The sequence below is a fragment of the Xanthomonas sp. NCPPB 3218 genome, from assembly GCF_056725185.1.
On record NZ_CM161516.1, the window covers coordinates 4025409 to 4043316 of the forward strand.

Annotated in this window: 13 protein-coding genes; 9 read left to right on the forward strand and 4 right to left on the reverse strand. The window is 66.1% G+C overall.

Annotated features, from left to right (window positions below):
- Positions 1 to 315 precede the first annotated feature (315 nt).
- From ilvC to AC1PLS_RS16680, 5 genes are all read left to right on the forward strand, one after another.
- Positions 316 to 1317, forward strand: a complete 1002-nt coding sequence (gene ilvC / locus AC1PLS_RS16660) for a ketol-acid reductoisomerase (protein ID WP_481103871.1) — start codon at positions 316 to 318, stop codon at positions 1315 to 1317.
- A 42-nt stretch (positions 1318 to 1359) separates the two neighbouring features.
- Positions 1360 to 3081: an acetolactate synthase 2 catalytic subunit gene (gene ilvG, locus AC1PLS_RS16665; RefSeq protein WP_016902671.1), complete on the forward strand. Its 1722-nt coding sequence runs from the start codon at positions 1360 to 1362 to the stop codon at positions 3079 to 3081.
- Positions 3065 to 3322 carry an ACT domain-containing protein gene (locus AC1PLS_RS16670; protein ID WP_046344199.1) on the forward strand — a complete coding sequence of 86 codons (258 nt, stop codon included), beginning with the start codon at positions 3065 to 3067 and terminating at the stop codon, positions 3320 to 3322. Before ilvG ends, AC1PLS_RS16670 begins: the two co-directional genes overlap by 17 nt.
- A gap of 123 nt (positions 3323 to 3445) precedes the next feature.
- Positions 3446 to 4516, forward strand: a complete 1071-nt coding sequence (locus AC1PLS_RS16675; RefSeq protein WP_024940103.1) for a threonine dehydratase — start codon at positions 3446 to 3448, stop codon at positions 4514 to 4516.
- Complete coding sequence (locus tag AC1PLS_RS16680) at positions 4513 to 6075, forward strand: 2-isopropylmalate synthase (protein ID WP_104542316.1); 1563 nt, start codon at positions 4513 to 4515, stop codon at positions 6073 to 6075. Before AC1PLS_RS16675 ends, AC1PLS_RS16680 begins: the two co-directional genes overlap by 4 nt.
- An 852-nt stretch (positions 6076 to 6927) precedes the next feature.
- Here the strand turns inward: AC1PLS_RS16680 and leuB are convergent.
- The 3 genes from leuB to leuC form a co-directional block, all read right to left on the reverse strand.
- Positions 6928 to 8001, reverse strand: a complete 1074-nt coding sequence (gene leuB, locus AC1PLS_RS16685; protein ID WP_046344201.1) for a 3-isopropylmalate dehydrogenase — start codon at positions 7999 to 8001, stop codon at positions 6928 to 6930.
- 94 nt (positions 8002 to 8095) lie between these two features.
- Entirely contained in the window at positions 8096 to 8743 is a 648-nt protein-coding gene (leuD, locus tag AC1PLS_RS16690) for a 3-isopropylmalate dehydratase small subunit (protein WP_481103872.1), read from the reverse strand.
- A 67-nt stretch (positions 8744 to 8810) separates the two neighbouring features.
- Positions 8811 to 10259, reverse strand: coding sequence for a 3-isopropylmalate dehydratase large subunit (leuC, locus tag AC1PLS_RS16695; RefSeq protein ID WP_102255905.1), 1449 nt, complete (start codon positions 10257 to 10259; stop codon positions 8811 to 8813).
- Positions 10260 to 10379: 120 nt separating this feature from the next.
- On the opposite strand from leuC, the gene AC1PLS_RS16700 reads away from it, so the two are divergent.
- On the forward strand, positions 10380 to 11264 hold the full coding sequence (locus AC1PLS_RS16700) for a LysR family transcriptional regulator (RefSeq protein WP_481104511.1): 885 nt from the start codon (positions 10380 to 10382) through the stop codon (positions 11262 to 11264).
- A gap of 36 nt (positions 11265 to 11300) precedes the next feature.
- Here the strand turns inward: AC1PLS_RS16700 and AC1PLS_RS16705 are convergent, their stop codons facing one another.
- The gene (locus AC1PLS_RS16705) at positions 11301 to 14348 is read right to left on the reverse strand and encodes a diguanylate cyclase (RefSeq protein WP_260297848.1); all 3048 of its coding nucleotides are present in this window, start codon (positions 14346 to 14348) and stop codon (positions 11301 to 11303) included.
- Positions 14349 to 14580: 232 nt separating this feature from the next.
- Here AC1PLS_RS16705 and AC1PLS_RS16710 point away from each other — a divergent pair, with 232 nt between their 5' ends.
- The 3 genes from AC1PLS_RS16710 (at position 14581) to AC1PLS_RS16720 (ending at position 17422) form a co-directional block, all read left to right on the forward strand.
- Positions 14581 to 15234 (forward strand): TetR/AcrR family transcriptional regulator, encoded by a 654-nt coding sequence (locus tag AC1PLS_RS16710; protein ID WP_065032828.1) that lies wholly within the window; start codon positions 14581 to 14583, stop codon positions 15232 to 15234.
- 128 nt (positions 15235 to 15362) lie between these two features.
- A complete protein-coding gene (locus AC1PLS_RS16715; protein ID WP_024938983.1) occupies positions 15363 to 16019 on the forward strand; it encodes a protein-L-isoaspartate O-methyltransferase family protein in 657 nt (218 codons plus the stop codon).
- Positions 16020 to 16039: 20 nt separating this feature from the next.
- The gene (locus AC1PLS_RS16720; RefSeq protein WP_102580728.1) at positions 16040 to 17422 is read left to right on the forward strand and encodes a TolC family outer membrane protein; all 1383 of its coding nucleotides are present in this window, start codon (positions 16040 to 16042) and stop codon (positions 17420 to 17422) included.
- Positions 17423 to 17908 lie beyond the last annotated feature (486 nt).

The window sequence follows — 17908 nt, forward strand, 5'->3', positions numbered from 1 at the left end:
TCTCGTGCTCGTACTTATTACCTCGCCAACCGGTGCGGGACGGGACTTCGTGTAGGCAACAGACACACAAGGCTTCGATCAGACCCCGCACCGGCAACGGCGCGGGGTTTCGCGTTTCAGGGACCACCAAAAGTTTCGAATGACATGAACGACATCACCGACATCGCCACCAACTGCCCTACCCGCGCCGGCCACTGCGCTGGTGCAGTGCCTGCATGGCCGGTGCCGTCGTCCATCCCCGCTTTGCTCGGCCGGCCAGCCCCTGACGCTGCCGGCTGATCCTTTTCCCACTGCCAACCCCGCAAGGACTACTCCATGAGCAACGACACCCAACCGAAAATCGCGATCATCGGCTACGGCAGCCAGGGCCGCGCGCATGCGCTGAACCTGCGCGATTCCGGCTTCGAGGTCACCGTCGGCCTGCGTGCCGGTGGCCCGACCGAATCCAAGGCTCAGGCCGACGGCTTCACCGTGGTGGCGCCGGCCGAGGCGGTCAAGAGTGCCGACCTGGTTGCGATCCTGACCCCGGACATGGTGCAGAAGAAGCTCTACGAAGAGGTCATCGCCCCGAACATGAAGCAAGGCGCCTGCCTGCTGTTTGCGCATGGCCTGAACGTGCATTTCGACATGATCACCCCGCGCGCCGATCTGGACGTGGTGCTGGTCGCGCCGAAGGGCCCGGGCGCGCTGGTGCGTCGCGAATATGAGATCGGCCGCGGCGTGCCGTGCATCTATGCGGTCTACCAGGACACCAGCGGCAAGGCCGAGCAGTTCGCGCTGACCTATGCCGGCGGCCTGGGCGGCGCGCGCGCCAACATCATCAAGACCACCTTCAAGGAAGAGACCGAAACCGATCTGTTCGGCGAGCAGGCCGTGCTGTGCGGTGGCGCCTCGTCGCTGGTGCAGGCCGGGTTCGAAGTGCTGGTGGAAGCCGGCTACCAACCGGAGATCGCGTACTACGAAGTGCTGCACGAACTGAAGTTGATCGTGGACCTGTTTTACGAAGGCGGCATCACCCGCATGCTGGAATTCGTGTCCGAAACCGCGCAATACGGCGATTATGTCAGCGGCCCGCGCGTGATCGACGCCAGCACCAAGGCGCGCATGAAGGACGTGCTGACCGATATCCAGAACGGCACCTTTACCAAGAACTGGGTGGCCGAATACGAAGCCGGCCTGCCGAACTACAACAAGTTCAAGCAGGCCGATCTGGAGCACCCGATCGAGGAAGTGGGCAAGAAGCTGCGCGCCAAGATGGTGTGGCTCAACGGTCAGCAGCAGGCCGCCGCCGCACCTGCGAATCAACAAGCGGCGTAATGCCGCCGCACCCCCACCGCTAACACCGAAGGTCCGCAACGCATGAACACCTCCGCACACAGCACGCCCCGCAACGGCGCGCGCTGGCTGACGCAGGCCCTGGAAGCCGAGGGCGTGGAAACGCTGTTCGGTTATCCGGGCGGCACCATCATGCCGTTCTACGATGCCCTGGTGGATTCCAGGCTCAAGCACATCCTGGTCCGTCACGAACAGGGCGCCGCCCTCGCCGCCAACGGCTACGCCCGTGCCAGCGGCCGGGTCGGCGTGTGCGTGGCCACCTCCGGCCCGGGCGCGTCCAATCTGGTCACCGGCATCGCCGATGCGATGCTCGATTCGGTCCCGATGGTGTGCCTGACCGGCCAGGTCGCCACGCCCCTGCTGGGCACCGATGCGTTCCAGGAACTGGACGTGTTCGGCATGACCATGCCGATCGTCAAGCACAGCTTTCTGGTGCGGCGTGTGGAGGATCTCCCGGAGATGGTGCGCGAAGCGTTCCGCATCGCCCGCGAAGGACGCCCCGGGCCGGTGCTGATCGACCTGCCCAAGGACGTGCAGATCGCCGATGCCTCGCATCTGCCCGATCATGTGCCGGCGGCAGTGTTGCCACCTCCGGCCCCGGAGGATGCGAAATTGGCCGAAGCGCTGGCGGCCATCGCCAGTGCCGAACGCCCGGTGGTGTACGGCGGTGGCGGCATCGCCCTGGCCGGTGCGGTGGAGGCGTTTCGGCGCTTTGTCGAAGCCACCGGCATTCCCACCGCGCTGACCTTGCGCGGGCTGGGCGCGTTGCCGCATGCGCATCCGGATTATCTGGGCATGCTGGGCATGCACGGCACCCGTGCGGCCAATATGGCGATCCAGGAATGCGATCTGTTGGTGGTGGTCGGCGCGCGCTTCGACGACCGTGCCACCGGCAAGTTGAGCGAGTTCGCACCATTCGCGCGCGTCATCCATCTGGATGCCGATGCGTATGAAATCTCCAAGCTGCGCACGGCCGACATCGCCGTGCCCGGCGATGTGGCGGTCAGTCTGAAGGCATTGAGCGCAGCACGTGGCAATTGCCAGGCATGGCGCACGCGCTGCTTTGCCAACCGCGAAAAATTCGGCGCGCGTTACGACGCGCCCGGCACCGATATCTACGCGCCGGCGCTGCTCAAGCGCCTGAGCGAAGTGGCCCCGGCCGACACCATCATCGCGTGCGACGTGGGTCAGCATCAGATGTGGGTGGCCCAGCATTGCCGCTTCAACGATCCGCGTAATCACCTCACCAGCGGCGCGCTCGGCACGATGGGCTTCGGCCTGCCGGCGGCGATGGGCGCGCAGTTCGCCTGCCCCGACCGCACCGTGGTGCTGGTCTCCGGCGACGGCAGTTTCATGATGAACGTGCAGGAGCTGGTGACGATCGCGCGCTGCAAGCTGCCGGTCAAAATCGTGTTGCTGGACAACAGCTCGCTGGGCATGGTGCGGCAATGGCAGGAACTGTTCTTTGCCGAGCGTTACAGCGAAATCGATCTGTCCGACAACCCGGATTTTGCCGCCCTGGCGCAGGTCTTCGGCATCCCGGCCAAGCGCATCATCGCGCGCGGCGATGTCGATGCCGCACTGGCCGAACTGCTGGCGCAACCCGGCCCCGGCCTGCTGCATGTGGCCATCGACGCGCGTGCCAACGTATGGCCGCTGGTGCCGCCCAACAACGCCAACAGCACCATGCTGGACAGCAATCCCGCACACGCGGCCAAGGAGACATCGCATGCGTTACCGGCTTGATCTGGTGCTGAAGCCGGCCGAAGGCGCATTGGTGCGCGTGCTCGGCATGACCGAGCGACGCGGCTTCCGCCCCTGCGCCATCCAGGGCGCCAGCGCCCCGGACGATGCCGGCCGCTGGCATCTGCAACTGGACGTGGACAGCACCCGCCCGCCGGAGACGCTGCGCCTGCAGCTGGAGAAGGTGTACGACTGCGAGTCGGTGACGATCACCGTGCTGGACTCGGTCGAGGTCGCGGCGTGAACGCCCGGACCTCGCGCGAGCATGAAACTGCTGTCCGGAGGTGTCTTCTCCCGGATCGGCCGTGCGCGTGCCGCAATGCCTGATTCCGGCCGCCCCTCCCCGCAGGAGCCAGACGTAGGCGACGTGGCGGTCAGCGTGGCCGACGTTCTGGCCGCGCAGGCCCGTCTGCGCAAGTATCTGTCGCCCACGCCGTTGCATTACGCCGAACGCTTCGGTGTGTGGTTGAAGCTGGAAAATCTGCAGCGCACCGGCTCCTACAAGGTGCGCGGTGCATTGAATGCCTTGCTGGCAGGGCTGGAACGCGGCGACGAGCGCCCGGTGATCTGCGCCTCGGCCGGCAATCATGCGCAAGGCGTAGCGTGGTCGGCGTACCGGCTGGGCGTGCAGGCCATCACGGTGATGCCCTACGGCGCGCCGCAGACCAAGATCGCCGGCGTCGCGCACTGGGGCGCCACCGTCCGCCAGCATGGCAACAGCTACGACGAGGCGTTTGCGTTCGCGCGCGAGCTGGCCGACCAGAACGGCTACCGTTTTCTGTCCGCCTTCGACGACCCGGATGTGATCGCCGGGCAAGGCACGGTCGGCATCGAGCTGGCCGCGCATGCGCCGGACGTGGTGATCGTGCCGATCGGCGGCGGCGGGCTGGCCTCCGGGGTGGCGCTGGCGCTGAAATCGCAAGGCGTGCGCATCGTCGGCGCGCAGGTGGAAGGTGTCGATTCGATGGCGCGCGCCGTACGTGGCGATCTGCGTGAAATCGCTCCCGTCCCCACCCTGGCCGACGGCGTGAAGGTCAAGATTCCCGGCTTTCTGACCCGCCGCCTGTGCGCGAGCCTGCTCGACGATGTGGTGATCGTGCGCGAGGCGGAATTACGCGAAACGCTGGTGCGCCTGGCCCTGGAAGAACACGTCATCGCCGAGGGCGCTGGCGCGCTGGCCTTGGCCGCCGGTCGCCGCGTTTCAGGGAAACGCAAGTGTGCGGTGGTCTCTGGCGGTAATATCGACGCAACTGTTCTGGCCACACTCTTGTCCGAGGTGCGGCCGCGGCCGCCACGCAAGCCGCGTCGTCGCAATACCGAGCGACTTCGCAACGAACGCAGCGCCAAGTCACTTCCCGAAACACCCGTTCTTTCCCGCCCATCCGCAGTCGCTCCAACGCCTGTCACCGCCATCGCCGTAGAGGAGTCTTCCTGGTGAACACGACCGTATCCAACCAGACCCCGCGTATCCGAATTTTCGACACCACCCTGCGCGACGGCGAGCAATCCCCCGGCTGCAGCATGACGCCCCAGCAAAAGCTGGTAATGGCGCGCGCGCTGGACGAACTCGGCGTGGACATCATCGAAACCGGTTTCCCGGCCAGTTCGCATTCGGACCGCGAGGCCGTCACGATGATCGGCCGCGAGCTGCGTCGCCCCACGCTGGCGGTGCTGTCGCGCTGCCTGCAGGCTGATATCGAAACCTCTGCACGTGCGCTGGAGGCAGCCGCCAATCCGCGCCTGCATGTCTTCCTGTCCACCAGCCCGCTGCACCGCGAGCACAAGCTGCGCATGAGCCGCGAGCAGGTGCTGGAGTCGGTGCACAAGCATGTGACGCTGGCGCGCGGCTATATCGACGACATCGAGTTCTCCGCCGAAGACGCCACCCGCACCGAAGAAGATTTCCTGGCCGAGGTGGCGCGCGTGGCGATCGCCGCCGGTGCCACCACGATCAATCTGCCGGACACGGTAGGCTTTACCACGCCGGAAGAGATCCGCGGCATGTTCTCGCGCCTGATCGCCAGCGTGGAAGGTGCCGACACCGTGATCTTCAGCGCGCACTGCCACAACGATCTGGGCCTGGCGGTGGCCAACTCGCTGGCGGCGATCGAAGGCGGCGCACGGCAGGTCGAGTGCACCATCAACGGCATCGGCGAGCGCGCCGGCAACTGCGCGCTGGAAGAAATCACCATGGCACTGAAGGTGCGCGGTGCGTTCTACAACATCGATACCGACATCAACACCCCTCGCATCGTCTCCACCTCGCAGTTGCTGCAGCGCCTGGTCGGCATGCCGGTGCAGCGCAACAAGGCAGTGGTCGGCGGCAATGCGTTCGCGCACGAGTCGGGCATCCACCAGCACGGCATGCTGCGCCATCGCGGCACCTACGAAATCATGCGTCCGGAAGACGTGGGCTGGGAGTCCTCGCAGATGGTGCTGGGCCGCCACAGCGGCCGCGCGGCGGTGGAACAGCGCCTGCGTGCCTTGGGGTATCTGCTGGAGGAAGAAGAGGTCAAGCTGGTCTTCGAGCAGTTCAAGGCGTTGTGCGAAAAGCAGCGTGTGGTCACCGACGCGGACCTGCAGGCCTTGATGCAGGACGCCACCGTGCAGGAAGGCTATCGCCTGGCGTCGATGACCATCAGCGATGTCGGCAGCCGTGCCAATGCGCTGGTGGAATTGTCCGACCCGGAAGGCAATCGCGTGGCCGAAACCGCACAGGGCAATGGCCCGGTAGACGCGCTCTTCGGCGCGCTGGCGTCGGCCACCGGTGTGAAGCTGGAGCTGGACAGCTACCAGGTACACAGCGTGGGCATCGGCGCAGATGCGCGCGGCGAAGCCAGCCTGAGCGTGCGCCACGATGGCGTGGAATACGAAGGCACCGGCACCAGCAAGGACATCATCGAAGCCAGCGCCCTGGCGTGGCTGGATGTAGCCAACCGCCTGCTGCGTCAGCGCGAGCGCGGCGTGGTCGCCGGCAAGACGGCTGCGGTGGCGTAACACCGCTCATTCGCTGGACGATGCAAACCTGACGGCCGGCAGTGTGATCTGCTGGCCGTTCTGGTGTTTGGTGTTCCAACTTTCTTGCAAGGCCGTCGATTTGCTGCGGGCGCCTGTGCGCCTACCGACACTGGATGCGGCGCCGCGCCACCAATCTTGGGGGCAGCATCTGCGGGTTTTATACGAATGCATCGGGTTGCTGCAGGCGCTTGCACGCGTACCGACACAGAACAGCCTCGCGCACGATGTCTGCCGACTTTGCGCGAATGCTTCGGTTTGCTGCGGGCGCTTGCACGCGTACCGGTGTGGGACACGCCGCAAGTACATCCATGTAGGCTCTGGCGCGGCATCCATGCCGCTCAAGGTCCCACGCCGGCAGCCGCGCAAGCGCCACCAATTGCTATCGGGTGCGGAAAGAAATGCAGAGGGCATGCTGGGCATGCAGGTCGTTCGTAGCGTCCATCCTGGCGATGTGAGCAGATAGATGGCTTGCCGATTACATCGGCCAGGAAGTCCGCAGGCATCAACACGTGCTTGACGCATTGCTTGCCGATCAGCAGTAGCAATCTTGGGAGCGTGGTGTCGCGTCCGGGGGCGGGACCGTGTGGCGGCCTGGATGCCACCACCGAGCCTCCAGGAATGGATTTACGGCGTGTCCCGACACCAGATGCGGCGCCGCGCCGCCTACCGCCCCTGCGTGCCGACCAGTCCTGCGCACGACAGCCGCCGATTTCATGCCAGCGCCTCGGTCGAATGATGTGATCACGAATCGGTCAACCAAACGAAAGTGGCTATCGTCAGAAGAACGATAGCCACCAGGACAGCCACGACGCATCAAGGAAGCGATCGCTGTTACAGCGCGGCCACCACTGCATCGCCCATTGCCACCGTGCCAACCTTGGTCGTGCCTTCCGACCAGATGTCGGCGGTGCGTAGGCCTTGGTCGAGCACCTTGCCGACTGCTTGCTCGATCGCATCAGCGGCAGCAGATTGCGCAAACGTATAGCGCAACATCATTGCCACCGACAGGATGGTGGCCAGCGGATTGGCGATGCCCTTGCCTGCGATATCCGGCGCGGAGCCATGACACGGCTCGTACATGCCCTTGCTGTTGGCATCCAGCGAGGCCGAGGGCAGCATGCCGATCGAACCGGTGAGCATCGACGCCTGGTCGGACAGGATGTCGCCGAACATGTTGTCGGTCACGATCACGTCGAACTGCTTGGGCGCACGCACCAACTGCATCGCCGCGTTGTCCACGTACATGTGCGACAGCGCGATGTCCGGATAATCCTTGGCCACTTCTTCGACGACGGCACGCCATAGCTGGCTCGATGCCAGCACATTGGCCTTGTCCACCGAACACAGCTTCTTGCCGCGCAAACGTGCCATCTCGAAACCGGCCTTGGCGATGCGGCGGATCTCGCTTTCGCTGTATGGCAGCGTGTCGTAGGCCTGACGCTCGCCGTTTTCCAGCGTGCGCGTACCCCGCGGCTGACCGAAATAAATGCCGCCAGTGAGCTCGCGCAGGATCAGCAGATCCAGCCCGGACACCACCTCCGGCTTGAGCGTGGAGGCCTCGGCCAGCTGCGGATACAGCAGTGCCGGACGCAGATTGGCGAACAACCCAAGCTGCGAGCGGATCTTGAGCAGGCCCCGCTCCGGGCGCAACGATGGGTCGATGGTGTCCCATTGCGGCCCACCGACCGCGCCCAGCAGCACTGCGTCGGCGGCGCGTGCGCGCTCCAGCGTTTCGTCGGCCAGCGGGCTGCCGTACTTGTCGTAGGCTGCGCCACCCAGTTCGTCGTACACCAGGCTGAAGCCCAGTCCGTGCTGCGCATCGACGCGCGTCAGCACCTTGACCGCTTCGGCCATGATCTCCGGGCCAATGCCGTCGCCAGGAAGAATCAGAATCTGCTTGCTCATGCAATCCTCGTCAGTTGGCGCCGCAGCGCCTTGGAAATCAACATCGCGCCACACACACCTGGCATGACCGGCTCATCGGTGACCGCCGGCGACCTTACTGCAGCGCGCCGAACAGCCACGGTTGACGCGCGCGATGGCCTTGCTCGAAGCGGCCGATTGCATCGGCGTCCTGCAGGGTCAGGCCGATGTCGTCCAGGCCGTTGAGCAGGCAGTGCTTGCGGAATGCATCGATGTCGAAGCCGTATTCCACGCCATCGGGGCGCCGCACGCGCTGTGCGGCCAGATCCACGGTGAGTTGGTAACCCTCGGCGGCCAGGCATTGCTCGAACAGGGCGTCCACTTCCGCTTCGGCCAGCACGATCGGCAGCAGGCCGTTCTTGAAGCTGTTGTTGAAGAAGATGTCGGCAAAGCTGGGCGCGATCACGGCGCGGAAGCCGTATTCGTCCAGCGCCCACGGCGCGTGCTCGCGCGAGGAACCGCAGCCGAAGTTCTCGCGTGCCAGCAACACGCTGGCGCCCTGATAGCGCGGGAAATTGAGCACGAACTCCGGATTGATCGGGCGCTGGCTGTTGTCGCGACCGGGCTCGCCGATGTCCAGATAGCGCCACTCGTCGAACAGGTTCGGCCCGAAGCCGGTGCGCTTGATCGACTTGAGGAATTGCTTGGGAATGATCTGGTCGGTATCGACATTAGCGCGATCCAGCGGCGCCACCAGTCCGGTGTGTTGGGTGAAAGGGGTCATTGAGAGAGGCCGGGATTGGGGATTGGGGATTGGGGATTCGAAAAGGCTGGGGATGGTGGAGCGCTTTTTACGAATCCCGAATCCCTATTCCCGAATCCCCAAGGTCACGCACATCAACAAAATGCCCGCTGACCGCCGCCGCTGCGGCCATCGCCGGGCTGACCAGATGGGTGCGGCCGCCGGCGCCCTGGCGGCCTTCGAAGTTGCGGTTGGAGGTGGAGGCGCAATGTTCGCCGCTGCCCAGCTTGTCCGGGTTCATCGCCAGACACATCGAGCAACCCGGCTCGCGCCATTCGAAGCCGGCGTCCAGAAACACCTTGTCCAGGCCTTCGGCCTCGGCCTGCGCTTTGACCAGACCCGAGCCCGGCACTACCAGCGCCTGCTTGATGGTGGAGGCGACCTTGCGGCCCTTCGCAACCGCAGCGGCCGCACGCAGGTCTTCGATGCGGGAGTTGGTGCACGAGCCGATGAACACGCGGTCCAGGCGGATCTCGGTGATCGGCTGGTTTGCGCGCAAGCCCATGTACTTCAGCGCGCGTTCGATCGAATCGCGCCGGGTCGGATCCTGTTCGGTTGCCGGGTCGGGCACCTGCTGATCCACCGCCAGCACCATTTCCGGCGAGGTGCCCCAGCTGACCTGCGGCTTGATGTCTTCGGCGCGCAGCTCCACCACCGTGTCGAAGTGCGCGTCGGCATCGGAGACCAGCGTGCGCCACAACGCGACCGCCGCCTCCCAGTCGGCGCCCTTGGGCGCGAACGGGCGACCTTGCACGTAGGCAATGGTCTTTTCGTCCACCGCCACCATGCCCACGCGCGCACCGGCTTCGATGGACATGTTGCAGATGGTCATGCGGCCTTCCATCGACAGCGCGCGGATCGCGCTGCCGGCAAATTCCAGTGCATGGCCGTTGCCGCCGGCGGTGCCGATCCTGCCAATCACCGCCAGTACGATGTCCTTGGCGGTCACGCCGAACGGCAGCGTGCCTTCCACGCGCACCTGCATGTTCTTCATCTTCTTGGCGATCAGGCATTGCGTGGCCAGCACATGCTCGACCTCGGAGGTGCCGATGCCGTGCGCCAGCGCGCCGAACGCGCCATGGGTGGAGGTGTGCGAATCGCCGCAGACCACGGTCATGCCCGGCAGGGTGGCGCCCTGCTCGGGGCCGACCACATGCACGATGCCCTGGCGCGCATCGTTCATCTTGAACTCGAGGATGCCGAAGTCGTCGCAGTTCTCGTCCAGGGTCTGCACCTGCAGCCGCGAGACTTCGTCGGAGATCGACTCCAGCCCGCCCTGGCGCTCGGCACGCGTGGTCGGCACGTTGTGGTCGGGCGTGGCGATGTTGGCGTCGATGCGCCAGGGCTTGCGCCCGGCCAGGCGCAGGCCTTCGAACGCCTGCGGCGAGGTCACTTCATGCAGGATGTGGCGGTCGATGTAGATCAGCGACGAACCATCGTCGCGGCGCGTGACCTCGTGCAGGTCCCACAGCTTGTCGTACAGCGTCTTGGCAGTCATTGCGGCGATCCGGTTGGCGGATGGTGGGAGCACCCACCTGGCTGCGTTCGATGCTAGGAGCTTGCCTTGGATAACGCAAATTCATATTGTTTATTCAACAAATGAAATTTGGGAATGGAAATGGACCTGGCAAGCCTCAGCGCCTTCGTGGCGATCGCCGAGAGCGGCAGCTTTTCGGCAGCCGGCGAGGCCTTGCATCTCACCCAGCCGGCGGTGAGCAAGCGGATCGCCTTGCTGGAAGCGCAACTGTCGGCGCGGCTGTTCGACCGCCTTGGTCGCCAGGTGGTGCTGACCGAGGCCGGCCAGGCCCTGCTGCCGCGTGCGCAACGCATCCTGGCCGAGCTGCAGGACACCCGCCGCGTGCTGGAGCATCTTGGCGCGGCAGTCGGTGGGCGCCTGAGCCTGGCCACCAGCCATCATGTCGGCCTGCATCGCCTGCCCGCCCTGCTGCGCGGCTTCGCTGCGCAACACCCGCAGGCCGCGCTGGACATCCAGTTTCTGGATTCGGAGCTGGCCTATGCCGCGGTGCTGCGCGGCGAGGTGGAGCTGGCGGTCACCACGCTGGCACCCGATACGCGTGCGCCGCTGCGCGCGCAACCGATCTGGCATGACCGCCTGCAGTTCGTGGTGGCGCCGGATCACCCGCTGGCCGCGTTGCGCGGGGTGTCGCTGGAAGATGTGGTGGCGCATCCAGCGGTGCTGCCGGACCCGGGCACGTTCACCCATCGCATCGTCGCCGGTCTGTTCGCCGAGCGCGCCCTGGTGCCGAGCCTGCGCATGACCACCAACTATCTGGAGACGATCAAGATGCTGGTGTCGGTGGGCCTTGCGTGGAGCGTGTTGCCGGAGCGCATGATCGACCATCAGATCGTGGCGCTGCCGCTGCCCGACGTGGCGCTGTCGCGCGAGCTGGGCTGCGTGACCCATGGCGGGCGCACCCTGTCGCGCGCCGCGCAGGCATTTGTCGCGTTGCTGCATGCGCAGGCGGACCAGTTGCAGACGTGAGCGCGGCAACTCCACGCAGCCGGCAACGCAGCAGCCTTATTGATCCACCAACCGATCGCGCCCCAGCCGCTTGGCGTGGTACAGACGGCGGTCTGCCAGCGCCAGCAATTCGCGCCGGCTCGGTGCCTCATCGCTCATCGCCATGCCCATGCTGGCGGTGCAGCGCACCGTCGTGCCCTGCGTCTGGACAGCGATCGCGGCGAGCCGCTGGCGCATGCGCTCGAACAAGGCGCGCGCCTGTGCCGCGTCCACACCCACTGCCGCGAGCAGAAACTCTTCGCCACCGTGGCGCGCGGCAAAGCACTGCGCCCGATCCTGTTCACTGAGCGCTTCGCCGATCGCGGACAGCACCGCGTCACCGACCTCGTGGCCGTATTCGTCGTTGATGTGCTTGAAGTGGTCGATATCCATCAGCACCAACGCCAACGGGGCGCCACCGGCGTGCGCATCGTCGAACCATTGCTGCAGGACCCGCTCGGCCTCGCGGCGATTCGGCAGGTCGGTCAGCACGTCATGGCTGGCGCGGTATTCGAGCTGGCGCATCAGCGCTTCGCGCTCCTGGCTGGCCTGCTGCAGCGCGAGGTTCTTGTCGCTCAGCTCGCGTGTGCGTGCGTCGATCACCGTATTGAGCTGGCGCTGCCGGCGGCGATAACTGGCGGTACGCCACAGATAAAACCCGTAGATCAGGCTGCCCAGCCCGAGGATGCCCAGGGCGATCACTTCACCACGGCGCCACCACGGCGGCGCCAGCGCGATCACCAGGCTGGATTCGCCCAACAGCGCGGTCTGTCGCCAGTCCACCGGCAGCGACATCGCCTGGACACGGAAGCGGAAGCGCCCCGGCGGCAGATTGGTGTAGACCGCCTCGCTGGTGCTGTCGGCGTCCACCCAGTCCGGGTCGAAGCCCTCCAGCCGGTAGCGGTAGCGCACCTTGTCCGGGCCACGGAAATTCAACCCGGCATAGCCGATGGCGATGCGCCGGGTCTCCGCACCGAAGCGATGCAGGCCAGTGAGCGGCTGCACCATGCCGTCGACCAGCAGGCGCTCGAACACGATCGGCACGCGATGGCCTTGCAAGGTGCCCACGCGCGCCGGATCGATCACGCCCAGGCCCGCAGCGGTGGGGAACAGCAGCTGCCCGGACTGCGTCATCCAGCCGGCCGGCGCGCTGCTGCCGTTGCCTTGATTGCCGGGCATGCCGTCGCTGCGATCCACCACCTCCACGCTCAACTGCTCGCGCGTCCCGGCATCGAGCTGGTCGAAGTCGCTGCGCGCGATGCGGAACACGCCATGGTTGCTCGACAACCAGAAATAACCGCGGCCGTCATCGATCACCCGGAACACCTTGTCGCGCGGCAGCCCGACCCGGTGGTCGTAGACGCGAAAGGTCTCACCACTCAGCCGCAGCAGGCCACGATCGCTGGCGATCCACAGGTCGCCCTTGGCATCGCGCAGGAAGTCGAAGGCGTTCTGCCCGGGAAAATCCTGCTCGCCCAGCCATGCGCGCGTGCTGCCGTTTGCCGACAGCGCGGTCATGCCGCGATCGGTGCCGATCCACACGGTGCCCAGCGTGTCGCGATACAGCACCTGCACCGAGCCATCGGGTACGCCGTCGGCGGCGGTGTAGCGGCGTGCCTTGCCATCGCGCCAGCGCACCAGCCCGGCCGTGGTGCCGATCCATAGCGTCTGGCCATCCGGCAACACCGCGCGCACCGACAGCGACGGCAGGCCGTCGGCCGCACCGATGCGCGCCAGCACGCGACCTTGCGCATCCAGCCGCACCACACCTTGGCTGTAGGTGCCGGCCCAGACGCCGCCATCGCCGGCGTCGGCCAGGGCCAGCACCGACTGCTCCAGCACGCGTCCGCCCTGGTTCGGCACCACCGACACGCGGCTGATCTGACGATTGCGCCAGCGGTCCAGGCCCACCGCGCTGCCCACCCACACGGTGCCGTCGCCGGTCTGCAACACCGTGCGCACATAGTCCGAGGCCAGCCCGTCCTCGTGGGTGATGCCGTGCGCGGCGCCCTCGGCAATGCGGAACAGGCCGTGCGTGCTGCCGACCCAGATCAGGCCCTCGGCGTCTTCCAGCAGCGCCGGGCTGGCCACTCCTGAAATGGCGATCTGTTCGTCGGGCGCATTCGCACCGCTGTGGACCACCAGCGTGCCCGAGGGCAGGCTCATCCACAGATGTCCGCGCCGGTCCAGCAGCAATGCATCCACGCGCTGGCCCTGGCGGAACCGCTGCAGGCCGCCGCCGCGGCTCCACCACCACACGCCGTCGTCGCCTGCAACGAGCAGGCCGCCCTGACGATCGCCGGCCAGCCGCCGCACCGGTGCGGCGCGCATCCCATGTGCCTTGCCCCAGGCCTCGGCTGCGCTGCCGTCACGGGGCAGACGATAGAGCCCGACTTCGGTACCCACCCATAAATCGCCACTGCCCTCGGCCGCCAGCGCGGTGATGCGCGCGCGCGGCAGGCCGGCCTGGCGACCGACGTCCACCACCCGCCCATCCGGCTCGATGCGGTACAGCGTCTGCGGCGTGCCGACCCACAGCGCGCCGTCGGCGCGTCGCAGCAGCGCACTGACCGCCAGGTGCCGCGCCGAAGCGTCGCCCAGTTGCTGCCAGTGGCCGTCCTGGTAGTGGTAGACCCCGTCGAATGCGGTGCCGAACAACATCCCGCCGGTGCTGTCGCGTATCACCACGAACACGCCTCCCAGCTCGACGCCCGGTGTGTTCTGGCGGTCATACACGGTGAAGTCGCGGCCGTTGAAGCGCGCCACGCCTTCCCAGGTGCCCAGCCAGATCAGGCCATCGGCGCCCTGCGCCACCGCATGCACCAGATTGTGCGGCAGGCCGTCGTCCATGCTCCAGCGCGTGACGGTGTGATACGCGGTATGGGTCGGCGGCTGGGCGCCGGCCGGCCACACGCCGAGCAGGATGCAGGCCAGCAACGCCCATCGCCACAGCAGCCCGGTCCGCCGCACGCATGTGCTGCGGACGCAGCCTGTATGCGCATGCGCCCCGACCCTGTCCACGCTCTCCCATCCCCTCGTCGTGCCGGCAAAAGAGGCTGCCGACATGCGCCGACAGACCGTTAGTCAATCTATCACCGGGGGTTTTTCGGCGCCCTAGGTGGATTCCCCACAAGGATGGGACGCACCATGACACCGGGAGGCATTCAGTTGAAACAATTATTGGCCATCACCAAGCGGGGGCGCAGCTAACGCGGTGGCGCGATCTTTCCTGAGTGCTTCAAGGCGCAGCGCGGGCGGCGAGTATAAATATAGAACCCGATGGTCTAGTATTGGCGGCATGTCCAGCTCGCCCCCCCTCAAGTCCAAGGCCAAGAGCAACGGCCCTGGACGGCCCAAGGATCTTGGGAAACGCGCCGCCATCCTGGGCGCTGCCCGCACCATGTTCATGGAGCAGGGGTATGCCGGTGTCAGCATGGATGGCATCGCCGCGCAGGCGGGCGTGTCCAAGCTCACCGTCTACAGTCATTTTGGCGACAAGGAGAGCCTGTTTTCCGAGGCGATCCGTGCGCAATGCCAGCACATGATGCCGGACGACCTGTTCGACCATGCCCCCGAGGGCGCGCTGCGCGATCAGCTGATCGAAATCGCCGACGCCTTCTTCGCCATGGTCAGCACCGACTCGGCCATCGCCACCCACCGCATGATGATGGCGCCCGGTACCGGCGATGTGCATGTGCGGGAGATGTTCTGGGACGCCGGCCCCAAGCGAACCCAGCAGGCGCTGGCGGATTTCCTGTCCGCGCGCGTGGCCGATGGCCAGCTGAAGATCGACGACGTGGCGCGTGCGGCCTCGCAGTTCTTCTGCCTGCTCAAGGGCGAGCTGTATGCGCTGATGATGTGCGGCCTGCATGGCCAGCCCACCCGCGCGCAGGTGGACGAGCACCTGCAGGCCAGCGTGGATTTCTTCCTGAGGGCGTATGCGCCGCGCTGACCGCCCCCGGCCTTTGGTGGCGATGACTTCCGGCACTGCGCCGTTTGGCGGCGCGCAGCGATGCTAGATGCGCCAGTTGCCCCGTGCACCGGTAAAATGCCTGCCCCACCGCGTTGGATAACCGCACCATGACGATCGATTTCTCCCAGGCCCGCGAAAAGATGGTCGAACAGCAGATCCGGCCGTGGGACGTGCTGGACCTGCGCGTGCTCGAGGTGCTGGCGCGCCTGCCGCGCGAGGCCTTCGTGCCCGAGGCCTACAAGACCCTGGCCTATGTCGATGTGGAAATCCCGCTGTCGGCCGGCCACAAGATGATGAAGCCGGTAGTGGAAGGCCGCATGTTGCAGGCGCTGGATCTGCAGCCGGGCGAAGACGTGCTGGAAATCGGCACCGGCAGCGGGTTTTCCACTGCCTGCCTGGCCGCGCTGGCCCGCGAAGTGCTGAGCCTGGAGATCGACCCGGCACTGGCCGCCGCTGCACGCGCCAATCTGGATAGCAGCGGCCTGGGCAGCAATGTGCGGATCGAGACCGCCGACGTGTTCGGCTGGCAGAGCGAGCGTCGCTTCGATGCCATCTGCGTGACCGGCGCGGTCGAGTCGCTGCCGACGCAGTGGCTGCAGTGGCTGCGCCCGAACGGCCGGCTGTTCGTGGTGCGCGGTCACGATCCAGTGATGGAAGCGGTCCTGGTCCGTGGCGACGTCAACGCGCCGCGCATCGAATCGTTGTTCGAAACCGACCTCGCCTATCTCCAGGGCGCCGCACCGACGCCCCGATTCCAATTCTGATTCCCAAGGAAGCTTCCCCGATGATCCGCCGATCCCTCGTCCTGGCGCTGGCCGCCGCCCTGTCTCCGATGGCTGCGAACGCCACCGATCTGCTGCAGGTCTACGAAATGGCCCGCAACGGCGATCCGCAGCTGGCAGTGGCCGAATCCACTCGCCTGGTCAATCGGGAAGGTCAGGTGCAGGCGCGTGCGGCGTTGTTGCCGCAGCTGGACGGCACCGCCGGGTACACCCAGTCGCACCGCGAGCTGGAAGGCGTGGATGGCCGCTCAACCACCAAGCAGCGTCAGTACGCGATCCAGGGCAACCAGACCATCTTCAACTGGGCGCAGTTCGCCAATCTGCGTGCACAGCGCGAAGTGGCCAAGGCGGCGGACTTCACGCTGGAATCGGCCAACAACGACCTGATCACCCGCACCTCGGCGGCGTATTTCCAGGTACTGGTCGGCATCGAATCGCTGGCGGCGGCAGAGACCAACGAAGCGGCCGCCAAGAAACAGTTCGACTACGCCGACAAGCGCCTGGAAGTGGGCCTGGCCCCGATCACCGACGTGCACGAAGCGCGTGCCCAGTACGACCAGGCGCGTGCCGACACGATCAACGCGCGCAACACGCTGAAGGATTACTACCAGGCGTTGACCGAGCTCACCGGCCAGCCGGTGGTCAGCCTGCGTGCACTGCCGGAAGAGTTCCGTCCGGAAGTACCGGCCGCCTATGCCAACGTCGATCAACTGGTAGCCACCGCCATCGCCGACAATCCGGCGTTGAAGGCGCAGCAGTTGCAGGTCAGCGCCGCCGAGGCGCAGGTCAATGCCGCGCGTGCGGGCCACTACCCCACCTTGAACCTTGGCGCCAATATCGGCCGCACCAACAGCTGGGGAGGCGCAGGCACCGTCGATCAGGCGGCCGGCAACTTCACTACCAGCGGCCGCGACATCGATACCGATTCGATCGGCATCACGCTGTCGATTCCGATCTTCGCCGGCGGCGCCACCCAGTCGGCCGTGCGTCAGGCGCTGTCGCGTCGCGATATCCAGCAGGACACCTACGAGCAGCAGAAGCGCGCGCTGGATCGCAACACGCGCAATGCCTACCAGACCGTGGTCGCCGGCATCAGCGAAGTGGAAGCACGCCGCCTGGCCGTGGTCTCCGCACAGGCCGCATACGACGCTTCGCAAGTGGGTCTGGAAGTCGGTACGCGCACCGTGCTGGACGTGGTGCAGAACCAGCGCACCTTGTTCCAGGCGCAGTTGAACTATGCGCAGTCGCGCTACAACTTCCTGCAGAACCGTCTGCTGCTGGGCCAGGCGATCGGCAAGCTCGACATCACCGACCTGCAGGACGTGAACCGCCTGCTGTCGCAGGATGCCGAGTCCAAGCTGCAGGGCAGTGGCTCGCTGCAGTAATGCGGGCGGATAGGTAACTAAAAAGGCGGGCGCAGCCCGCCTTTTTTATGTCCGATGCACGCGCGTACCTGGCTGCGTGCGATCCCTGCGATGACTGCGGCATTAGCCGCTGATCTGCGACTTGGCTGCAGGGCCCTTGCCCGCCCACCATCGCGGGACACGCCGCAAGTAGGTCCCAGTAAGCTCTTACGCGGCCTCCATGCCGCGTCAGGTCCCGCGACGGTGAACGGGCAAGGACCAGTCGAGATGGTCGGCGTGCAGGTTTGCAAGCAATTTCAACAAAGCAACCGGCGAACTCTCTGCTGCGGTGTCCTCGCCGGTTGCGGGACCGTGTGGCGGCAGGGATGCCGCCACCGAGCCTCCACGGACCGATTCACGGCGTGTCCCGCGAGCGGCGAGGACACCGCACGCTCGACCAATGCGGCTTGAGACTCTCCAGATGACGCCCAAAGCGGCTGATCACACGATTGCGCGATCGCCACGTCC

Bases quoted from the DNA above. Each gene is read 5' to 3' on its own strand.
- ilvC (WP_481103871.1), top strand. From the start codon at position 316: ATGAGCAACGACACCCAACCGAAAATCGCGATCATCGGCTACGGCAGC.
- ilvG (WP_016902671.1), top strand. From the start codon at position 1,360: ATGAACACCTCCGCACACAGCACGCCCCGCAACGGCGCGCGCTGGCTG.
- AC1PLS_RS16670 (WP_046344199.1), top strand. From the start codon at position 3,065: ATGCGTTACCGGCTTGATCTGGTGCTGAAGCCGGCCGAAGGCGCATTG.
- leuB (WP_046344201.1), bottom strand. From the start codon at position 8,001: ATGAGCAAGCAGATTCTGATTCTTCCTGGCGACGGCATTGGCCCGGAG.
- leuD (WP_481103872.1), bottom strand. From the start codon at position 8,743: ATGACCCCTTTCACCCAACACACCGGACTGGTGGCGCCGCTGGATCGC.
- leuC (WP_102255905.1), bottom strand. From the start codon at position 10,259: ATGACTGCCAAGACGCTGTACGACAAGCTGTGGGACCTGCACGAGGTC.
- AC1PLS_RS16700 (WP_481104511.1), top strand. From the start codon at position 10,380: ATGGACCTGGCAAGCCTCAGCGCCTTCGTGGCGATCGCCGAGAGCGGC.
- AC1PLS_RS16705 (WP_260297848.1), bottom strand. From the start codon at position 14,348: ATGTCGGCAGCCTCTTTTGCCGGCACGACGAGGGGATGGGAGAGCGTG.
- AC1PLS_RS16710 (WP_065032828.1), top strand. From the start codon at position 14,581: ATGTCCAGCTCGCCCCCCCTCAAGTCCAAGGCCAAGAGCAACGGCCCT.
- AC1PLS_RS16715 (WP_024938983.1), top strand. From the start codon at position 15,363: ATGACGATCGATTTCTCCCAGGCCCGCGAAAAGATGGTCGAACAGCAG.
- AC1PLS_RS16720 (WP_102580728.1), top strand. From the start codon at position 16,040: ATGATCCGCCGATCCCTCGTCCTGGCGCTGGCCGCCGCCCTGTCTCCG.